The organism is Schlesneria sp. (genome assembly GCF_036405755.1).
Classification (GTDB): Bacteria; Planctomycetota; Planctomycetia; order Planctomycetales; family Planctomycetaceae; genus Schlesneria; species Schlesneria sphaerica.
The window spans coordinates 1-15,637 of sequence record NZ_DASWWZ010000106.1; the positions used below are offsets into that span (position 1 = coordinate 1).

Below are 15,637 nucleotides of genomic sequence, written 5' to 3' on the forward strand. Positions count from 1 at the left end.
GGCGGAAAGCTGTTCCCCCAGGCCGCGCGGACCTCTTGAGACATCCCTATCGGATGCACTGGTTGAATGAGTGTTGTGAAGAGGGGGATCAACATGACTCGGGTTGCGATGATGGTGAGTTCAGCGCCTGACCAGCACGTAGTGCACGGCTTTGGGGGATGGCGTTACTTTCTCGCATTGATAGCCAAGTGCGTTTAGATCAATGCCCTCAAAAAGATGTTCGCCACGACCCAGCAGAATGGGCGAAACCGCCAGATGCAGTTCATCGATCAATTTGCATCGAAGGTATTGCCGGATCGTTGAGGCTCCCCCCAGCAGTCGGATGTCCTGTGCTCCCGCCGCCCCCTGCGCCTGTTCCAGAGCGGCGTGGATGCCGTCGGTCACAAAGTGGAAGACGGTCCCCCCTTCCATTTCGAGGGATGGTCGCTTGTAGTGCGTGAGCACGTAAACGGGGGAGTGATAGGGGGGATTTTCGCCCCACCAGCCGCGCCAGGTTTCGTCAGGCCACGGGCCCCGGATCGGACTAAACATATTTCGTCCCAGAATCCACGCCCCTACCCCGGCCATGCTTTGTGCAGCGAGTTGATCATCAATCCCCGTCTCGCCGCCTTCCTTTCCCACCATGCTGTGGAAGGTTCGGGTCCCGACCAGCCATTGGTGCAAGGACTCGCCTCCGATCCCCAGCGGATTGTCCAGTGACTGGTCAGGACCGGCACCGTAACCGTCCAGCGAAATCGTAAATCCTCGAACGAGCAGACGTGCCATGGACTGGTTCCCAATTCGTGGGGCTGAATTCTCAGAAACGTACAGACTGGTCGCTCATCCATTCCAGTTGAACGCTGACCTGGTCAAGAGTCTGAAATCGAGGGGCTTCAAGAGCGACGAGATGAAGTGCGACGGCCGATCGGGTTGCGAGACTCACTTTCCGCCGTCGATCGCCGCTTGGATGGTGGCAACGTCGATTCTCCTCATCGGCATCATTGCATTGAACGCTCGCTGGGCGATGGCCGGATCGGGATGGGTAACCGCCTGCATCAGGATCTGCGGTGTAATTTGCCAGGACAATCCCCACTGATCCTTGCACCAGCCACACTGACTCTCTTCGCCACCGTTATTGACGATGGCATTCCAGTAGCGATCCGTCTCTGCCTGGTCCTCGGTCATTACCTGGAATGAAAATGCCATCGAGTGTGAAATACCCGGCCCACCGTTCAGACCCAGGCAGGGAATGCCGAGAACCGAGAATTCCACCGTCAGGACATCTCCGGCCTTTCCTGATGGAAAGTCGGCGGGAGCACGCGTGACCTTGCCGACAGTCGATTCAGGGAATGTTTTTGCATAAAAGCGAGCTGCCTCTTCGGCTGTACCGTTGAACCACAGGCAAACCCGGTTCTTCACTGCTGCTGCTGTCACGTTGTTTCTCCATGGATTTGGACGACTGTCCCACCGAAAGACATACCTCAGAGACAGAAATTCGATCGTGGCACGGGCCGTCTGCTCGTCGACAAGTACGTGCTCAAGATCCATTTCCGTCACGATTATGTGAGAGTCGATTTGAACCCGATCGGCTCTTCGGAATCTTGTCGAACGAAACCGACCGATTCGACAGTGGCTCCAGGAATTTGAGGGGATTTTTTTAAGGAGAGACTTCGCGGCGGAATTTACCGGATCAGGAACGTTCGATCTGGTGTGCGGGGCGATTCGGAACCTTGGTATGAAGGGCACCGGCCCCCTTCAGTGAGGTCGGGCCTGGGAATGCGGGGTCTGTCCCCTTGCTCGGGATTCGGTGGGACTTCGCACTGCAACTGACGCGTCCCAGTTACTGCTGCGTCCTCGTTGCTGCGAAATCGCAACAGGGCGAACGGTCCCGGTATCGTGAGGTGGGAGATTTCATTCGGGGATGGAGGCTATTCCCACATCTTGCCAATTCGCTTCCGGACATCCGCCGTGGTCACCCCAGTCGCTGTCTCGTATCCGCTTGACGCGGGGGTTCGCGTATTGAGTTGGACGCGATCGAAGTATTCCATGACTTCATCCGGCAGGAACCGCGTTCGCTGTGAGTACGAATGGCGATCGCTTTTGAAGTGCGAATGAAAATAGTAGCGCTGCGGATGCAGTACGTAGAGGTTTGACCTCGCACGCGTCAGGGCGACATAGAACAGTCTGCGTTCTTCTTCAATTTCCTCGGTGGATTTTGTCGCCATGTCCGATGGTATGTTGCCATCGGCCGCATGCAGCACGAAGACCGATTCCCACTCCAGCCCTTTGGCGGAATGGATGGTACTGAGTGTGAGGTAGTCTTCGTCGAGCAGCGGATCGACAGCAAAATCCTGCGTGGAACTGGGAGGATCCAGCGTCAGATCGTTCAGAAACTGGGAACGGGACTCAAACCGTGCAGCCATCTGCTCGATCTGTTCAATGTCCCGCGTCCGCACGAAGGCGTCGTCGTACTTCTGTTCCAGCAGCGGCGCGTAGAACGTCCGGATGTGATGAATCTGCGAAGCAAGTTCCAGGGGTTTTGTTGTCCGCCCTGACAGGATCCTGAGTAAGGCGATGAACAGTGGCCAATGTGTCGATGTGGCCGCAGGCGGCTTAAAGTCGCTCCACGCTTCAAAACGTCCCTGCTGGGCAACCAGTTGTTCAATCAGCTGCGACGCTTTCTTCGAACCGATTCCGGGAAGCAGCAACAGGATTCTCAGTGCGGACACAGCATCGCGAGGATTTTCGGCGACTCTCAAAAACGCCAGGACATCTTTGATGTGAGCCGCTTCGACAAACTTCAGGCCTCCGAATTTGTGAAAAGGAATATTCCGTCGGGCCAGTTCCAGTTCCAGCCCCAGGCTGTGATGCGCCGCGCGAAACAGGACGGCCTGCTGTTTCAGTTCGACCCCCTGCTCTCGCAACGAAAGGATCTGCTCGATGACGTAGTTGGACTGCTCATCCTCATCAAGACAGGAAACGTAGTTTGGTTTGCATCCTTCCACTCGCTTCGACCAGAGCGTCTTGCGATGTCCTTCTGCCGCGAGGGCGATGATCCGGTTGGTTGCTTCGAGAATCGGTTGAGTCGATCGATAGTTCTGTTCTAAAGGCAGTACCGTCGTGTTGGGAAACTGCTGGGGAAAGTCGAGAATGTTTCTGACGGTGGCGGCGCGAAATCCATAGACCGACTGAGCGTCATCACCAACAGCGGTGAGACCAATTCCGTCGGGACAAAGCCCACTGACAATCTCGGCCTGAAGAGTGTTTGTATCCTGATACTCATCCACAAGAACACAGTCGAACTTCTGGCGAATTACCTCACTGCACGCGGGCTCTGCAATCAGGCTGTGCCAGAACAGCAACAGGTCATCGTAGTCCAGTGTCTGCTGTTGTTCCTTGCGATCGGAATAGGCAGAGAACAGCTTTTTCAGACCCTCAAGTTGATCGGTGACCCAGGGAAACGATTCCTTCAGGACTTGCTCGAGCGGACGCTGGGTGTTGACGACACGGCTGTAGATGTCGAGGCAGGTTCCCTTCAGGGGAAACCGCTTGTCTGTCCTGGTCAGCTCAAGTTCCGTACGAAGGATGTTCAGCAGATCTTCGGCGTCACTTCGATCGATGACCGTGAATTCGGGGCTGAGTCCTATCAGCTTGCCATGCTGCCTGAGGAGTCGCGTCCCGACGGCGTGAAACGTTCCGCCCCAGACCCCACGTGCAGCGGCCTTCGTCGGTGTTCCCTGAGCTCGACCAGGTTTTTGCTGTTGCAGCAGCAGCGAATCAACGCGCCTCAGCATCTCGGCTGCGGCGCGCCGCGTGAACGTCAGCAACAGGATTCGACCTGGGTCAATTCTCCGGGCAATCAGACACGCAACCCGGTGAGCCAGAGTCGTTGTTTTGCCCGTCCCCGCACCGGCGATGATCAACAGGGGGCTTTGCCCATGCGTGGCCGCTGCCCGTTGCTGTGGGTTGAGCTTGGAAAGCAGTGAGTCGAGGAATTCGTCAGACTCGTCGGTCGTCCTTGTCACAATCACTCCGTTCAATGCGCTGCCGATGGCGGGACCCCTCTTGGGTCCGCGGCCCGTCGGCCAATCTCTGCCATCGTGCATCATAACAGAAACGGCGACGTCGCAAGGCGTCGAGATCCGACTCTCCGGTAACTGCTGAGCTGAAGGAGGTTTAAAGTCTGCGGAGACGACATTTCTGTCGGGGATTGGATGGATGTTCTGTGGAGATTGAACCAGCGAGCGCGAGGAATGTGTTGAGAAATGACAGCGTGATCGGTCTGAAGCCATTCTGCCACACGTCCAGCTTTCTTCGGTTTTCGGAATCGCGGTGGAGCGTTGTCACTTCATTCGCGCGGGGAACGCGGTTAATCCTCCAGCAGTCAAGCGTCCGTCGTTGCGTGGTGGGCGAAGAGCCGCAGTCGTAGCCCGGAAAAAGAGCAAGGGGACCCGACCTTGTGGTGCGGATCCCCTTGCTCTGTGAGTTCTGTCAGGAAATTGTTCAGTGACTGCAACCGCAGCTGGCCGCGTCTGACTTCCAGGAACTCTCTGTTTCCATCGAGTTCTTATTCAGATGGACTTCGCTGTCGACGTGATCGACCCACGAAGCGGGAATGTAGTGATGCTGCCCATCGGAGCTGTGGTTTCTGGTCAGTTTGATCCCGTTTCCCTCAACGTGATCGACGACCCCCACCTTCTTGCCGCACGAGGCGACGACGGACATGTGGTCTTTGATCTGGGAATAACTCTCGCAACACTGGGATTGGCCCATCCCCGTCGCCGATTTCACATAACCCACGGCGTTCTCGGCCCCTTGAGCGATCTGCTCACCGGCGCGTTTGGCCACGTCTGCCACAGCCTGCCCCGCTTCAACCGCTTTTTCCTTGAGTGAGTTAGCCATTTTGCTTTCTCCTTGAATGAGGTCATCGAATGGTAGGTTGTTCACGGCTGCGAACCGCAAACGTCTACGCACTCAATTTTGCAAACGACGTGCCGCCCTTCCTTACGTTCCGTGAAGAGTTCCGATCAGATCGCCGAGCTCACAGGAGAGCAATCATTTCAAGCGGGCGGGCATGACGTGACGGGGAACTGGTGTCAGGGCGGTTGTCGACTGAGTACAGCTTGAAGGACTCGAGACCGCTGTCTTGCGAAGGCGAATGAGCATCGCGGCAATGAGACATGAATAGAAAGCATGAGAGCCTCTCAGTCGGTTGCTGAGAGGCTCTCCATAGATTGAGCGCTGACGATCGTCGATCGCCTTGACGCTTGATCGAACGGCACACCTTGCCCGAGCAGATTCAGAAAATCTGTCCCCTCGACAAAACTCCGTATTCTATTGCCGATCGATTGGAACTATTTCCCTCCTCCCAGAGGTGCTCCCGTGCGAACTTTCTTCGAAGTCATTTTGATTTCCACAGGATCGGCCGATTTGCTGACCGTGACTTTCACACTGTCCGCCGTCGGACTGGTCCCGATCTTCATGGGGTCGGGTAGCAGCAGGACGACGTATTCGCCGGGGACAATTCCCGGTTTGTTAGGATAGCTCTTCAGATCGACGCTTCCATCGGAAGCGACGGTTCCGGTTGCAGGGGGAATTTTTGAACCCGGGCTGGCTGCTGACAGACTCAGCGTCGCAGGACCATAGGGCTTATCATCAAGCACCAACTTGGCAGGGACCGTCACAACCGGCAATTGAGCTGGTCCGCCGCCGCAGCCGGAAAGGCTAAAACACAGGACCGCCAACCCAGCGTATTTCCAATTTTTCACCATGAACTGAATCTCTCCCGTCATGCAGTGCCTGGAAATGCTCCAGGCGAGTTTATTGACTTAACAGCACCAGAGTGCCGATGGCAGGAGCAATGTCCTGCCGCAAAGCGATGGATTTATTCATCGCCAGCACTCCGATGGACGCTCAGAATGAAATCGAGCCTTCTGGCGTCCATCGTGGTGAGAGTGAAATGACAGAATCGACCGTGATCAGCCTTTAGAATTCGCCAATGCTGACTTGAGCGTTAGCGCCGGCGATCGAATGCAAGGCTTGCCAGAGCGACAACGTCCAGTTCCCGTCGTGCATCAGACTGTTGGAAGTAAACCGGACCGAACCGTCTGCCATCAGAACGTGGATTCCACTGACATGGAAACTGCTGGGCCCAGGCCATTCCGAGTTGGCGGCATACGCAGCAATGTAGGTCGGCGAGAATGCGTAGGGACCCGCTTTCCACCAGTCTCTGGAACCGCAGGCAGCGGTAGTACCGTCTGGAAAGAGGGTGGTGTTATTCGGAATTCCAGGACTGATCCCGCCGACTGACATACTGTCGCAGTTGGTTTGTGTCGCCAGCAGTTGGGTACGGAATACACGCTCGCCAGCGACTCGCTTTCGGCCCTGGCCACCGAATTGCGAGCCCGTGTTGCTGCTCGAATCGGTTTCTGCTGCCGCAATCGTGTTCGATGTTCCGTCAACGATGTCACGGATCGAGAAGTGCGTCTTGTGCATGAAAACGCCCGCAAGGCGGGTATCTTCGTTTCTCGACCACCAGTCCCACCCTTGTGAAACGGCGTATGAGCCGTACGACAAGCCATTGTGGGGTGGACTTGGCAAATATCCGATATCGGATGGGCACAGCAGTGCCTGTAACTGAATCGTCTCGAGAGGCTTCCCACCCAGGTTCTGCCCGAGTGCGGGCAGACTGAAGTTGATCATGTTGTAAAGCGGAGCCTGATCGACGTACGGCAGGACCGCGCAAATCCAACTGTAATTTCTGGGCTGTCGGTTGGACTGGTCACCGTTCAGAGTCCAGATCCCGTCGGCGGGAAACTTGTTGTAGGTGTCATGATAATTGTGAAACGCAAGTCCGAGCTGTTTGAGATTGTTACGGCACTGTGTTCGACGTGCTGCTTCGCGAGCTTGTTGGACTGCCGGTAGTAACAGTGCAATCAAGACTGCGATGATGGCGATGACCACCAGCAGCTCAATCAGGGTGAATGCTTTTCGACGATCATTCTTCATGGCCAAGTCTCCAAAGATGATGGGAAGGAAATGCGACTGGTCGATGCCAGTAGACCAGATCATTGAATTCGAGATCAGATGACCGTATCGCTATGCTGATTGATGACCTGCAAGAATGTGACACTTAAGAACTAAGCTCAGGTCGTCAGGATATAGCCGTGAGTCTCCAGAACATGCCATAACTGTCATGGCATGCCTGCTGGATTATGTAGGATGAAGTAGATAAACGAATCAGCTGTAGAACAACGACGCTATATGTAAGACGCAGGCATTAACAAGTCCCCGCAGCGGCTTGTCTGCAATGAGCAGATTCCGCAGTCGAAGAATTACCTATGATGAAGGCGCAAGTCGTCTGTCGTCATCGCAGTGACGTCCGCATCGGCTGCGCTTGACTCGCTGTCCGCTTACTCGATCTGCCCCCAAGCCGTTTTCAAATCCGTGTTAATGAGAATTCGCTGATGGAATTCCATTCGTAACGCCAGAGGCGCCCGCGTGCGCGTACTGGTTCGTAAAACGGCATCGAATTTGGTGGAGAGAAGTCGCTTGCCTTACCCTGTTCCGCAATGGAGTCGCGGAATTGGGGGTACAAGCAAACTGGAACCATTAGTACCAATGGGGCCGATGAGTTGAGCACAAGTGCTGGTCCTTCCTCCTGAAAGAAGAAGGAGATCGAATGTGCACTTGTTGCGAGTCTAACGCTCGTTTTCTACCGCCATGTTGAGAATTTGGGCGGGCGATCCAAGCGGGAAACGAATTCCAACGCGTGGACGGGCTCTGACGCCGGGGCGCGATGCTTCAGCAGGGCCGGCGTGGGAAGAATGGTCTGAAACATCCAGATCCAGCGTTCTTGAAGCTCAGGGACTGCAACAGGAGAGTGCAGCGGAGCCTCTTGAGGCCCTTGTTGGCACGAGGGGCCATTACAAGGTTTTCTCTTCAATGGAGGAGCGGGCAGGTTCGTTGAAGACGAATGCCATTTCGCGAGTTGGCTTTGAAACTCAGCCCCATCAAATTCGGCATGGTGGCGGAGATAGTCACCGCAAGTTGCTTCTGCTCGACCAGGAGCAAGCAGCACTGCAGAGCAGAGTCCTGCCACGACCAACAAAGCGAGCCGGAGCTGTCGTTCACGACAACCTTTGAAGAATTCGCGACTCGTAACAATTGCGTGCAAAGATGACTCCAGAGATGGGCACCTTCATAGTACTTGCGTCGAGGGGTTTCTCGCAACTGGTATTTAGAGAATTATTTTTCCTGGCTTCGTGATAGCACAATGTAAGGAGTTGCTGGAAGGCGCGAAGGTCAGGGATAGAGATTGAAACTAAGATTTGGAGTGTTGTTACTCCATGTGCCTTCTTGCGTCTCAGTTGGCAGGTTCTGGGACTGTACGATTGCTGTTCATTTACCTGATGAAAAGAGTTATTGGAATTACGTGGCTCCAGACCACCTTTCTAAAGACTGTTATGTTTCCAGATCTGCTGCAGGTCAAGATAACCTGAGAAAGGAGAGGTGAAGTATGGAACAAGGCAGTGCTCCAGTGAGGGAATGTAGATTGAACTGTGTGTGCCGTGGGGCGCAATCGTTGAAAGAAGTCCTGCTGATGCGGACCGCGTGACCCAGGGAGCTTCCAACGTTCCTCGAAACATGTCCCGATCTGGAAAGTGGAATTGAGCGAACTTTCCCGGCATGACGTCCGGGTGACCCTCAGGGACGAACAACGTGACATCGGGGATCTCGACGTGGGAGCACCATGTGGTGTATCGTTATTCCGGATGGAGGCTGATCCTTCCGGGGTTCGAATCGAATACTGCCAGAGGGTTTTGGAGCGTGGTGGATCAGGTCAGGTCTCAATTGACGACAGAGATCGCTTCGCACGAAGTGTTGAGCGATACGCTGAATCAAGACGCCGAGTCGATCCAGAAATCTCTTGATCTGAGCGGATTGGCGGGGGAGGCCCCCTCCGTCGTGCCTGGTTACCGGATTCTCAAGCCGATCGGCGAAGGAAAGTATGGCTCCGTCTGGCTGGCCCGCGAACAGAATACGGGAAAGCACGTGGCGATCAAGTTTTACACCCACCGCCGTGGTGTCGACTGGTCGCTGCTGGGACGTGAAGTCGAAAAGCTGGCGGTGCTGTACACTTCGCGAAATATCGTCGGTTTGCTGGCTGTCGGATGGGATCATGATCCCCCGTATTATGTGATGGAGTACCTCGAAAACGGTTCGCTGGCTGCTCGACTGGCTGTCGGCCCTCTCGCTGTTGCGGACGCTGTCCGAATAGCCACACGCGTCTGCCAGGCGCTGGTGCACGCTCATGGAAGCGGGATTCTGCATTGTGACCTCAAGCCGGCGAATATCCTGCTGGACCAGGACTTCGAACCTCGCCTGTGTGACTTCGGCCAATCGCGTCTGGCGGACGAACATAGCCATTCCTTGGGAACGCTCTTCTACATGGCTCCGGAGCAGGCGGATCTGAAGGCCGTTCCGGACGCTCGCTGGGACGTTTACGCGCTGGGGGCACTCATTTTTAACATGCTCACCGGCACCCCGCCCCATCGGACAGAAGAGACCGAGCGACGATTGAGTTCCGCAGGGACACTCGAAGAACGACTCTCTATTTACCGGCAAATCGTTCGTTCCGATGCCAGACCGACCAGTCACCGCAGCGTTTTCGGCATCGACCAGCAGTTGTGTGAGATTGTAGATCGCTGCCTCGCTGCCGATCCTGCAAAGCGTTTCCCGAATGCTCAGGCGGTGCTGGATAAACTGGTCAGCCGTGAGCGATTCCGTGCCCGGCGACCATTGATTCTGTTGGGGCTGATCCTGCCATTGCTGCTGCTGTTGAGTATCGCTCCACTGGCAATGGACACGATGAATGATGCCGTGCGGACAACTCAGGACAATCTGATCCGCCGGGCGCTTGAAAGTGATGTTCTATCGGCAAATCTGCTGGCTGACAGCATCAATCGTGAACTGGAAGACCGGCGGCATGAGCTCGAGACTCTGGCCGCCGACACGCGATTGCGGGAGGAGATTGCCAGCCTCGCCGTGCTTCCCATCGCGCAGCGGAAACCACTGATTGACCACCTCGATCGACTGAAGCGGGAAAACGATGAGCGGTCGAAAGAGTTAAGCCGCGTCCAGGACTCAAGCTGGTTCCTGCTGGACGCGAGCGGGATCCAGCGCTGGAGATCGCCCGCCAGTCAGATGCAGGATGAAAACATGGCTTGGCGCGATTTCTTTCACGGCAGTGGCAATGACTGGCCGCGCAACGAAGTTCCCGTGGATATCCACGCGATCCGGACGTGTCGGATCTCCATTCCGTTCAAATCTGCGTCGAACGAACTCTATGTCGTCGCGCTATCGGTGCCCGTGTTCGATCCTCAAAAGTCGGAAGACGTGATCGGGGTGCTCTGTCGTACCCTGACACTGGGGAGTCTGATTAAGGACTATCAGCGGAACTGGCAGACCCAGATTTCGGACGGGGTGAATCGCAAACTGGCCATCGTCGATGGGGGGGATCTGGACGGCGAGCGACACTGGCAGTTACTTGCTCACAGCTGGATGGACGACTCGCAACTGGGGCAGATCAGCGAGGCCGACTTCCGGAAGCTCCGATTGAAAGGGATTGTCGATGATGAAGTTCTGGAGAATCTGGAGGAACTGATTCGACAGAACAAGAAGGGGGATCCCAGCGTCGCAAAGGGAGAATACGACCGGACGCGACACTATCTCGATCCTGTCCATCAGTTTGACCCGGATACCTATGGAGGGGAATGGCTGGCCGCGTTCAGCCCGGTGGGGAACACAAAATGGGCCGCCGTTGTGCAGGAACGCAAGGACGTTGCCCTGCGTCCGGTGGAGGAATTGAAGGCCCGCATGTTGAACTCGGCCATCGGCGGCGTATTGGTGGTGCTGGGACTGGTTGCCGGATCCTGGTGGTTGATTGTTGCTCTGTTGAGTGAACGTGCCCCTCGGTGGCTCAAGTTCTGGCAGCCCCGCGCCGCGAGGACCGGGACGACGATGATGTCTCTGACTGGCAAAACCGTTCCAAGCGACTGAGTCGCAGCCAATAAAATTCGGAAAGGTTCCCGTCTTTACGCATTTTCGCCAGAGCGCGCAGTCCCGATGGTTGACGCTCTGACGTGGGAATTCTGACATTCAAGTCGCACCGACGAACCGACGATCAATGGAAAGTCACCCGAGATGTGGCAATCACCCTTGCGGGGGACTGCCGGGCAAAACTCTGAAAAACGTTAAGGAAATATGCATGTCGAACGGGAATCACGACCAGTTTCGGTTGGGCTTCCTGACAGCGGTTGAGGACGAGGAACGAGGATACGTCGGCGGACTGCTGATCACGAATCGGTTTGGTCGTCCTCTGGAATTCCAATGCACCTCGCCCGTGAAACCAAATCGGACCCAGCAGATTCTTTATGGCCCCACCCTGAGACCTTACGTTTTGGGAGAGCTGATTGGGCGCACCCTACTGGAAAAGGTCGGGGTCAAACCGCATTTGATCATGGTTGAGACCTCCGATCTCCTCGATCTGAGAAGTGTTACCTCACTTCCTGTCGCCAGCCTGCCGACGACTTCTCCGGACTCAAAGTCCAGTGAAACCGCAAAGAATAGGGTGAATGGTGAGGATGGTGGAGGTGCCTCAGGGTCCTTGCGGCTAGGCAAAGAATTGATCGCATTTCATGCATCCCATCCGGAGGACAGGACCGAGGTCGAGAACTATTCGAAGCTGGTTCCCGGTGATGCAGATCTTCGGGAACCCTTCGAGCGTGTCCGTGAAGCATTGGTCGAAACCCTTCGACTCAGTCTCGCTCGCCCCGCCTGACGGGATGGTTGTCCTGAAGAGGGGATGGTCCGACTGATCGGGATATGAGAAGCAGCGGGGATTGCCTAAGCTGCTGAGATGGACGGTATTCTCGGAAAAGACGAGAGCCTGATTCACGCAGGTGATGGACAATCAGATCGCATCGGAGGACGCATTGATCAGGGACGATCTCAAAGCCGACAGCGAGCTGGCGTCAAAAGTACGACGAGCTAAATCGGGGTCACTTCAGGGGCCCCACTGGACGCCGCTCAAGGCCATTGACGCGCAGGAACTGGGGGATGCCTCGCAGGATTCGCTGGACGAACTTCTCAGCGATGTTGCAGTGGAATCCGTGCCACTCAAATTGCGCGCGGATATTCATTCTTCGGGCCAGAATGTCGCAATGCGACGCTGGGCTTCGGTCGAGGTTGAGCCGCAGGGGATGCCGAAACCTCCCGCGCTGATGCCGGCCTGGAAGCCCACGCGGCAACGTGTCGCAACCTTTGGAATTCAGTTCCCTGAAGGGGCCTCACTGCTGGAAAAGCAGAAGGCCGACGCCGCGGCGCAGAATAAGGGTAAGAATCTCGAGGAACCGTTGGGGCCGCCCCCCATCGAGATCATGCCCGACTACGAGCCGCCGACGCTTTCGTCACTCGTCGATGGTTTGAACGAGGTTCCCGAGAAAAAAGCCGTCACGCGGATCAAGCCACCTGACGATGCATTGTCGGTAGAAGACCGACTGTTCTACCTGCTGCAACCTCCTCTGCAGACGTGGCTGGCCGGTCAAGAGCTGATTATGCCGTTCGAGCCATTTCCCTATCAGTATGAGGGAATTGGCTGGCTCTTTTCTCATTCATCTGCACTGCTGGCGGATGAAATGGGACTCGGCAAAACCATGCAGACCATCACGGCGATCCGGTTGCTAGTCCGCAGTGGACAGGCCCGACGGGTGCTGCTTGTTTGTCCCAAGCCTCTGCTCCCGAACTGGCAGCGAGAGTTCCAGACCTGGGCCGAAGAACTGCCGTTTGTCGTGGTCGAAGGGGACAGTGAACGGCGCAAATTGACCTGGACGATGCCTGGTGTCCCGGTGTTGATTGCGAATTACGAGTCACTGGTTCGCGACTTTGCGGCATTTGGCGAAGGTGAATTTCCCAAGTTCGATTTGATCGTGCTGGACGAAGCTCAGCGGATCAAGAACCGAACTTCGCGTACCGCAGTGACTGCGCGGGCACTTCCCCGCCGCCGAAGCTGGGCATTGACCGGAACGCCGATTGAAAATCGTCCGGAAGAGTTGGGAGCACTCTACGAGTTTCTCGAGGTGGTTCCTCCCAATGCGACGCCTGACCTGCGGCAGCTTCAGTCTCTGGCGAAGCAGTTCATCTTGCGCCGAACCAAGAACCTGGTGATGAAGGATATGCCGCCGCGGTTGGACCGCGATGCATACCTCGAACTCCTTCCTGCCCAGAAGCATGCGTATGAAATGGCAGAAAAAGAGGGTGTCATTCACCTGAATGAACTGGGTGATTCGATCACGGTACAGCACGTCTTTGAACTGGTGCTGAGGCTGAAGCAGATCACGAACTTCGACCCGCTGACTGGCGAGAGCTCAAAGCTGGAGCGGCTTGAAGCGGATATGGAAGAAATCGCGGCCAGTGGTGGCAAGGCGATTCTCTTCAGTCAATGGACGAAGGTGATCGATTGGCTCGCCAAGCCGATGGAAAAGTATGGGGCACTCGTCTATCACGGGGGAATTCCCCACAAACAGCGGGAACCGATCCTCGCGAGGTTCAAAGAGGATCCGGATGCCCATCTGTTGATGATGAGTTACGGGACGGGGGCTGTGGGACTGAATCTGCAGTTCGCCGGATATGTCTTCCTCTTTGACCGGTGGTGGAACCCGGCGATTGAAGACCAGGCGATTAATCGAGCTCACCGGATCGGTTGCAAAAGCCAGGTGATCGTGACACGATTCATCTCGAAGGACACGATCGAAGAGAGAATCGACAAAGTCCTGACCGAGAAACGTGAGCTGTTCGCTGCGATTCTCGGTGAGGGAGATGACACGAACGTCTCGCTGAGCATGAATGCCTCCGAGATCTTCGGACTCTTCGATCTGAAGGCCCGCCACGGCAAGGGGACGCGGGCCATTGGACCTAAACCGGTAACGCAGTAGCGACATCCACCGCGGAGTCACGCTATTACAGTCTGGTTAGTTCGATGCGTCGTCCGAAGAGAGACCTCCGCTTTCCGATTCTGTCTCGACGAGACAGACGCCGAAGTAATCAATCATTTCGGCACTGTTGACGGAAGTGTGAGGACTTGCCATTATTCCTCTCTTCGATTTAGGTTTCAGTAATTATGGGTAGACGCAGGTCGACTGCACGGGAGTGATTTGCATGGGTCGGTATTCGGGTCCCAAGGGACGAGTTAATCGCCGGTTGGGGGCGATGGTGTTTGAGAACGCCGGAGCTGCAAAGGCTTTGGAAAAGCGTCCGAATCCTCCTGGGATGGCCGAGCGTCGCCGTAAACTGTCCACCTACGGTCTGGCTCTCGCTGACAAGCAGAAGATCAAGTACCACTACGGGATGCGCGAAGCTCAGCTGCGTCGCTATTTCGCCAAGGCACGTGCCCAGAAGGGTAACACCGGCGATATTCTGCTGGTGATGTGCGAACGCCGTCTCGACAACGTTGTCCGCCGCGCTGGTTTTACGACCACGCGTCTGCAGGCACGTCAGGGGATCGTTCACCGACACTTCCAGCTCAACGGAAAGACGATCGACAAGCCCTCGATCTTCGTTTCTCCAGGCGATGTGATCACTCTCCGCAACCGACCAAACGTTAAGAAGTTGTACCGCGAGATCGTCGACAACTCCTCTCGTCAGTCAGTTGACTGGGTCTCGTTCGATTCCAAGGACTTGGAAGCCCGCGTTCAGGCTCTGCCTACCGCTGGCGATGCCACTGTACCTCCGATTGAAATCGGTCGCGTGATCGCTTTCATGTCTCGCTAATTCTTGCAGATGCAGGTCTGCATGGTTGCTGCCGCGTACAGCCTGCGCAGCGATTGCAGGCGGATCAAATGAGAATGTGCCAGTGACCGGCACGCTGAATTCAGAAAGGTGCTTGCGAACTTTCGCAAGCACCTTTCTGCTTTATGGTGACGCGGATTCGGCTCGCAGCCACCTTCGATCAAGTCTGTGCTGGGCGGGGGCCGGCGCGTAGGTCAACCAATGAAAGCCGCGCGAGGTTGAATGGCTCCGACTGTCCCCGGCGACTCCAGTGACGTTCTCGAGGGGGCAGCAGTTGTGTCTCCGCAGTCTTCTACTGCGGAAGGTGCCCGGCGGAAGACTGAAAGATCTTGCGCGTGCGGCGTTCGCTTTCAGGGAAGTGGGCGTGGTGACTCAGGTCGGCCAGATTGGCGGCACATGGGCGGCAGCCGATGACTTCAACATGGAACTTGAGGTACTGGGTAAGTCCGTCCCCAAGTCGTCCCGTGACAAACGCTTCCCAGACTGATCTGGAGGGGCAACTTAAACTCCCTTGTCGCCAGATTTCCCCGACGCTGGTCTGCCCTCGGTCTCGCTCGGAAAGGAGCGCAACGAATCGGTCCTGAATCAGTCGCTCATTGCGCAAGGCGCGTTCGATCTCTGCAGATCGCTCGGAAGAGAGGCGTTCGTCAGCGTAGGCAAGAAGTTCCTCATCGGTGAAGTCAGGCATTGATTATCCTTTGCTTCAGCTCAGGGGGCCTGATCCGTCCGACAAGTCGTCCACTGAGGTATCAGCGGGCGATGTGGCTTTCGTGACGCTACGAGAACTTTGGCGTGAATGCTTCCCCACATA

11 protein-coding genes are annotated in these 15,637 nt (G+C 56.0%); 4 read left to right on the top strand and 7 right to left on the bottom strand.

The genetic code is table 11. The features are described 5' to 3' along the window. Nucleotides 1-120 precede the first annotated feature (120 nt). The 6 genes from VGE80_RS03660 to VGE80_RS03685 all read right to left on the bottom strand — a co-directional run bounded on the left by VGE80_RS03660 (nucleotide 121) and on the right by VGE80_RS03685 (nucleotide 6,987). A complete protein-coding gene (locus VGE80_RS03660) occupies nucleotides 121-765 on the bottom strand; it encodes a dihydrofolate reductase family protein (RefSeq protein ID WP_373651059.1) in 645 nt (214 codons plus the stop codon). A 153-nt stretch (nucleotides 766-918) separates the two neighbouring features. Beyond that, nucleotides 919-1,413: a VOC family protein gene (locus VGE80_RS03665; RefSeq protein WP_440591710.1), complete on the bottom strand. Its 495-nt coding sequence runs from the start codon at nucleotides 1,411-1,413 to the stop codon at nucleotides 919-921. Between the two features lie 494 nt (nucleotides 1,414-1,907). Next, nucleotides 1,908-4,004: an ATP-dependent helicase gene (locus tag VGE80_RS03670; protein ID WP_440591711.1), complete on the bottom strand. Its 2,097-nt coding sequence runs from the start codon at nucleotides 4,002-4,004 to the stop codon at nucleotides 1,908-1,910. Nucleotides 4,005-4,482: 478 nt separating this feature from the next. Next, complete coding sequence (locus VGE80_RS03675; RefSeq protein ID WP_373651062.1) at nucleotides 4,483-4,881, bottom strand: DUF2171 domain-containing protein; 399 nt, start codon at nucleotides 4,879-4,881, stop codon at nucleotides 4,483-4,485. Between the two features lie 452 nt (nucleotides 4,882-5,333). Continuing rightward, complete coding sequence (locus VGE80_RS03680) at nucleotides 5,334-5,750, bottom strand: hypothetical protein (RefSeq protein WP_373651063.1); 417 nt, start codon at nucleotides 5,748-5,750, stop codon at nucleotides 5,334-5,336. Nucleotides 5,751-5,964: 214 nt separating this feature from the next. Further along, nucleotides 5,965-6,987 carry a DUF1559 family PulG-like putative transporter gene (locus VGE80_RS03685; protein ID WP_440591712.1) on the bottom strand — a complete coding sequence of 341 codons (1,023 nt, stop codon included), beginning with the start codon at nucleotides 6,985-6,987 and terminating at the stop codon, nucleotides 5,965-5,967. Nucleotides 6,988-8,811: 1,824 nt separating this feature from the next. Between VGE80_RS03685 and VGE80_RS03690 the strand changes: the two genes are divergently transcribed. The 4 genes from VGE80_RS03690 (at nucleotide 8,812) to rpsD (ending at nucleotide 14,808) form a co-directional block, all read left to right on the top strand. Next, the gene (locus VGE80_RS03690) at nucleotides 8,812-11,040 is read left to right on the top strand and encodes a serine/threonine protein kinase (protein WP_440591713.1); all 2,229 of its coding nucleotides are present in this window, start codon (nucleotides 8,812-8,814) and stop codon (nucleotides 11,038-11,040) included. Nucleotides 11,041-11,248: 208 nt separating this feature from the next. Continuing rightward, the gene (locus tag VGE80_RS03695; RefSeq protein WP_373651066.1) at nucleotides 11,249-11,821 is read left to right on the top strand and encodes a hypothetical protein; all 573 of its coding nucleotides are present in this window, start codon (nucleotides 11,249-11,251) and stop codon (nucleotides 11,819-11,821) included. A 124-nt stretch (nucleotides 11,822-11,945) separates the two neighbouring features. Continuing rightward, nucleotides 11,946-13,973: a DEAD/DEAH box helicase gene (locus tag VGE80_RS03700; RefSeq protein ID WP_440591714.1), complete on the top strand. Its 2,028-nt coding sequence runs from the start codon at nucleotides 11,946-11,948 to the stop codon at nucleotides 13,971-13,973. A 223-nt stretch (nucleotides 13,974-14,196) separates the two neighbouring features. Then, nucleotides 14,197-14,808: a 30S ribosomal protein S4 gene (gene rpsD, locus VGE80_RS03705; RefSeq protein ID WP_373651068.1), complete on the top strand. Its 612-nt coding sequence runs from the start codon at nucleotides 14,197-14,199 to the stop codon at nucleotides 14,806-14,808. A gap of 310 nt (nucleotides 14,809-15,118) precedes the next feature. Here the strand turns inward: rpsD and VGE80_RS03710 are convergent, their stop codons facing one another. After that, nucleotides 15,119-15,514 (bottom strand): hypothetical protein, encoded by a 396-nt coding sequence (locus VGE80_RS03710; protein ID WP_440591715.1) that lies wholly within the window; start codon nucleotides 15,512-15,514, stop codon nucleotides 15,119-15,121. Nucleotides 15,515-15,637: the final 123 nt, after the last annotated feature.

What these genes read in the sequence shown, in the direction of transcription:
- VGE80_RS03660 (WP_373651059.1), bottom strand. Translation starts at nt 765, where the DNA reads ATGGCACGTCTGCTCGTTCGAGGATTTACGATTTCGCTGGACGGTTAC.
- VGE80_RS03675 (WP_373651062.1), bottom strand. Translation starts at nt 4,881, where the DNA reads ATGGCTAACTCACTCAAGGAAAAAGCGGTTGAAGCGGGGCAGGCTGTG.
- VGE80_RS03680 (WP_373651063.1), bottom strand. Translation starts at nt 5,750, where the DNA reads ATGGTGAAAAATTGGAAATACGCTGGGTTGGCGGTCCTGTGTTTTAGC.
- VGE80_RS03685 (WP_440591712.1), bottom strand. Translation starts at nt 6,987, where the DNA reads ATGAAGAATGATCGTCGAAAAGCATTCACCCTGATTGAGCTGCTGGTG.
- VGE80_RS03695 (WP_373651066.1), top strand. Translation starts at nt 11,249, where the DNA reads ATGTCGAACGGGAATCACGACCAGTTTCGGTTGGGCTTCCTGACAGCG.
- VGE80_RS03700 (WP_440591714.1), top strand. Translation starts at nt 11,946, where the DNA reads ATGGACAATCAGATCGCATCGGAGGACGCATTGATCAGGGACGATCTC.
- rpsD (WP_373651068.1), top strand. Translation starts at nt 14,197, where the DNA reads ATGGGTCGGTATTCGGGTCCCAAGGGACGAGTTAATCGCCGGTTGGGG.
- VGE80_RS03710 (WP_440591715.1), bottom strand. Translation starts at nt 15,514, where the DNA reads ATGCCTGACTTCACCGATGAGGAACTTCTTGCCTACGCTGACGAACGC.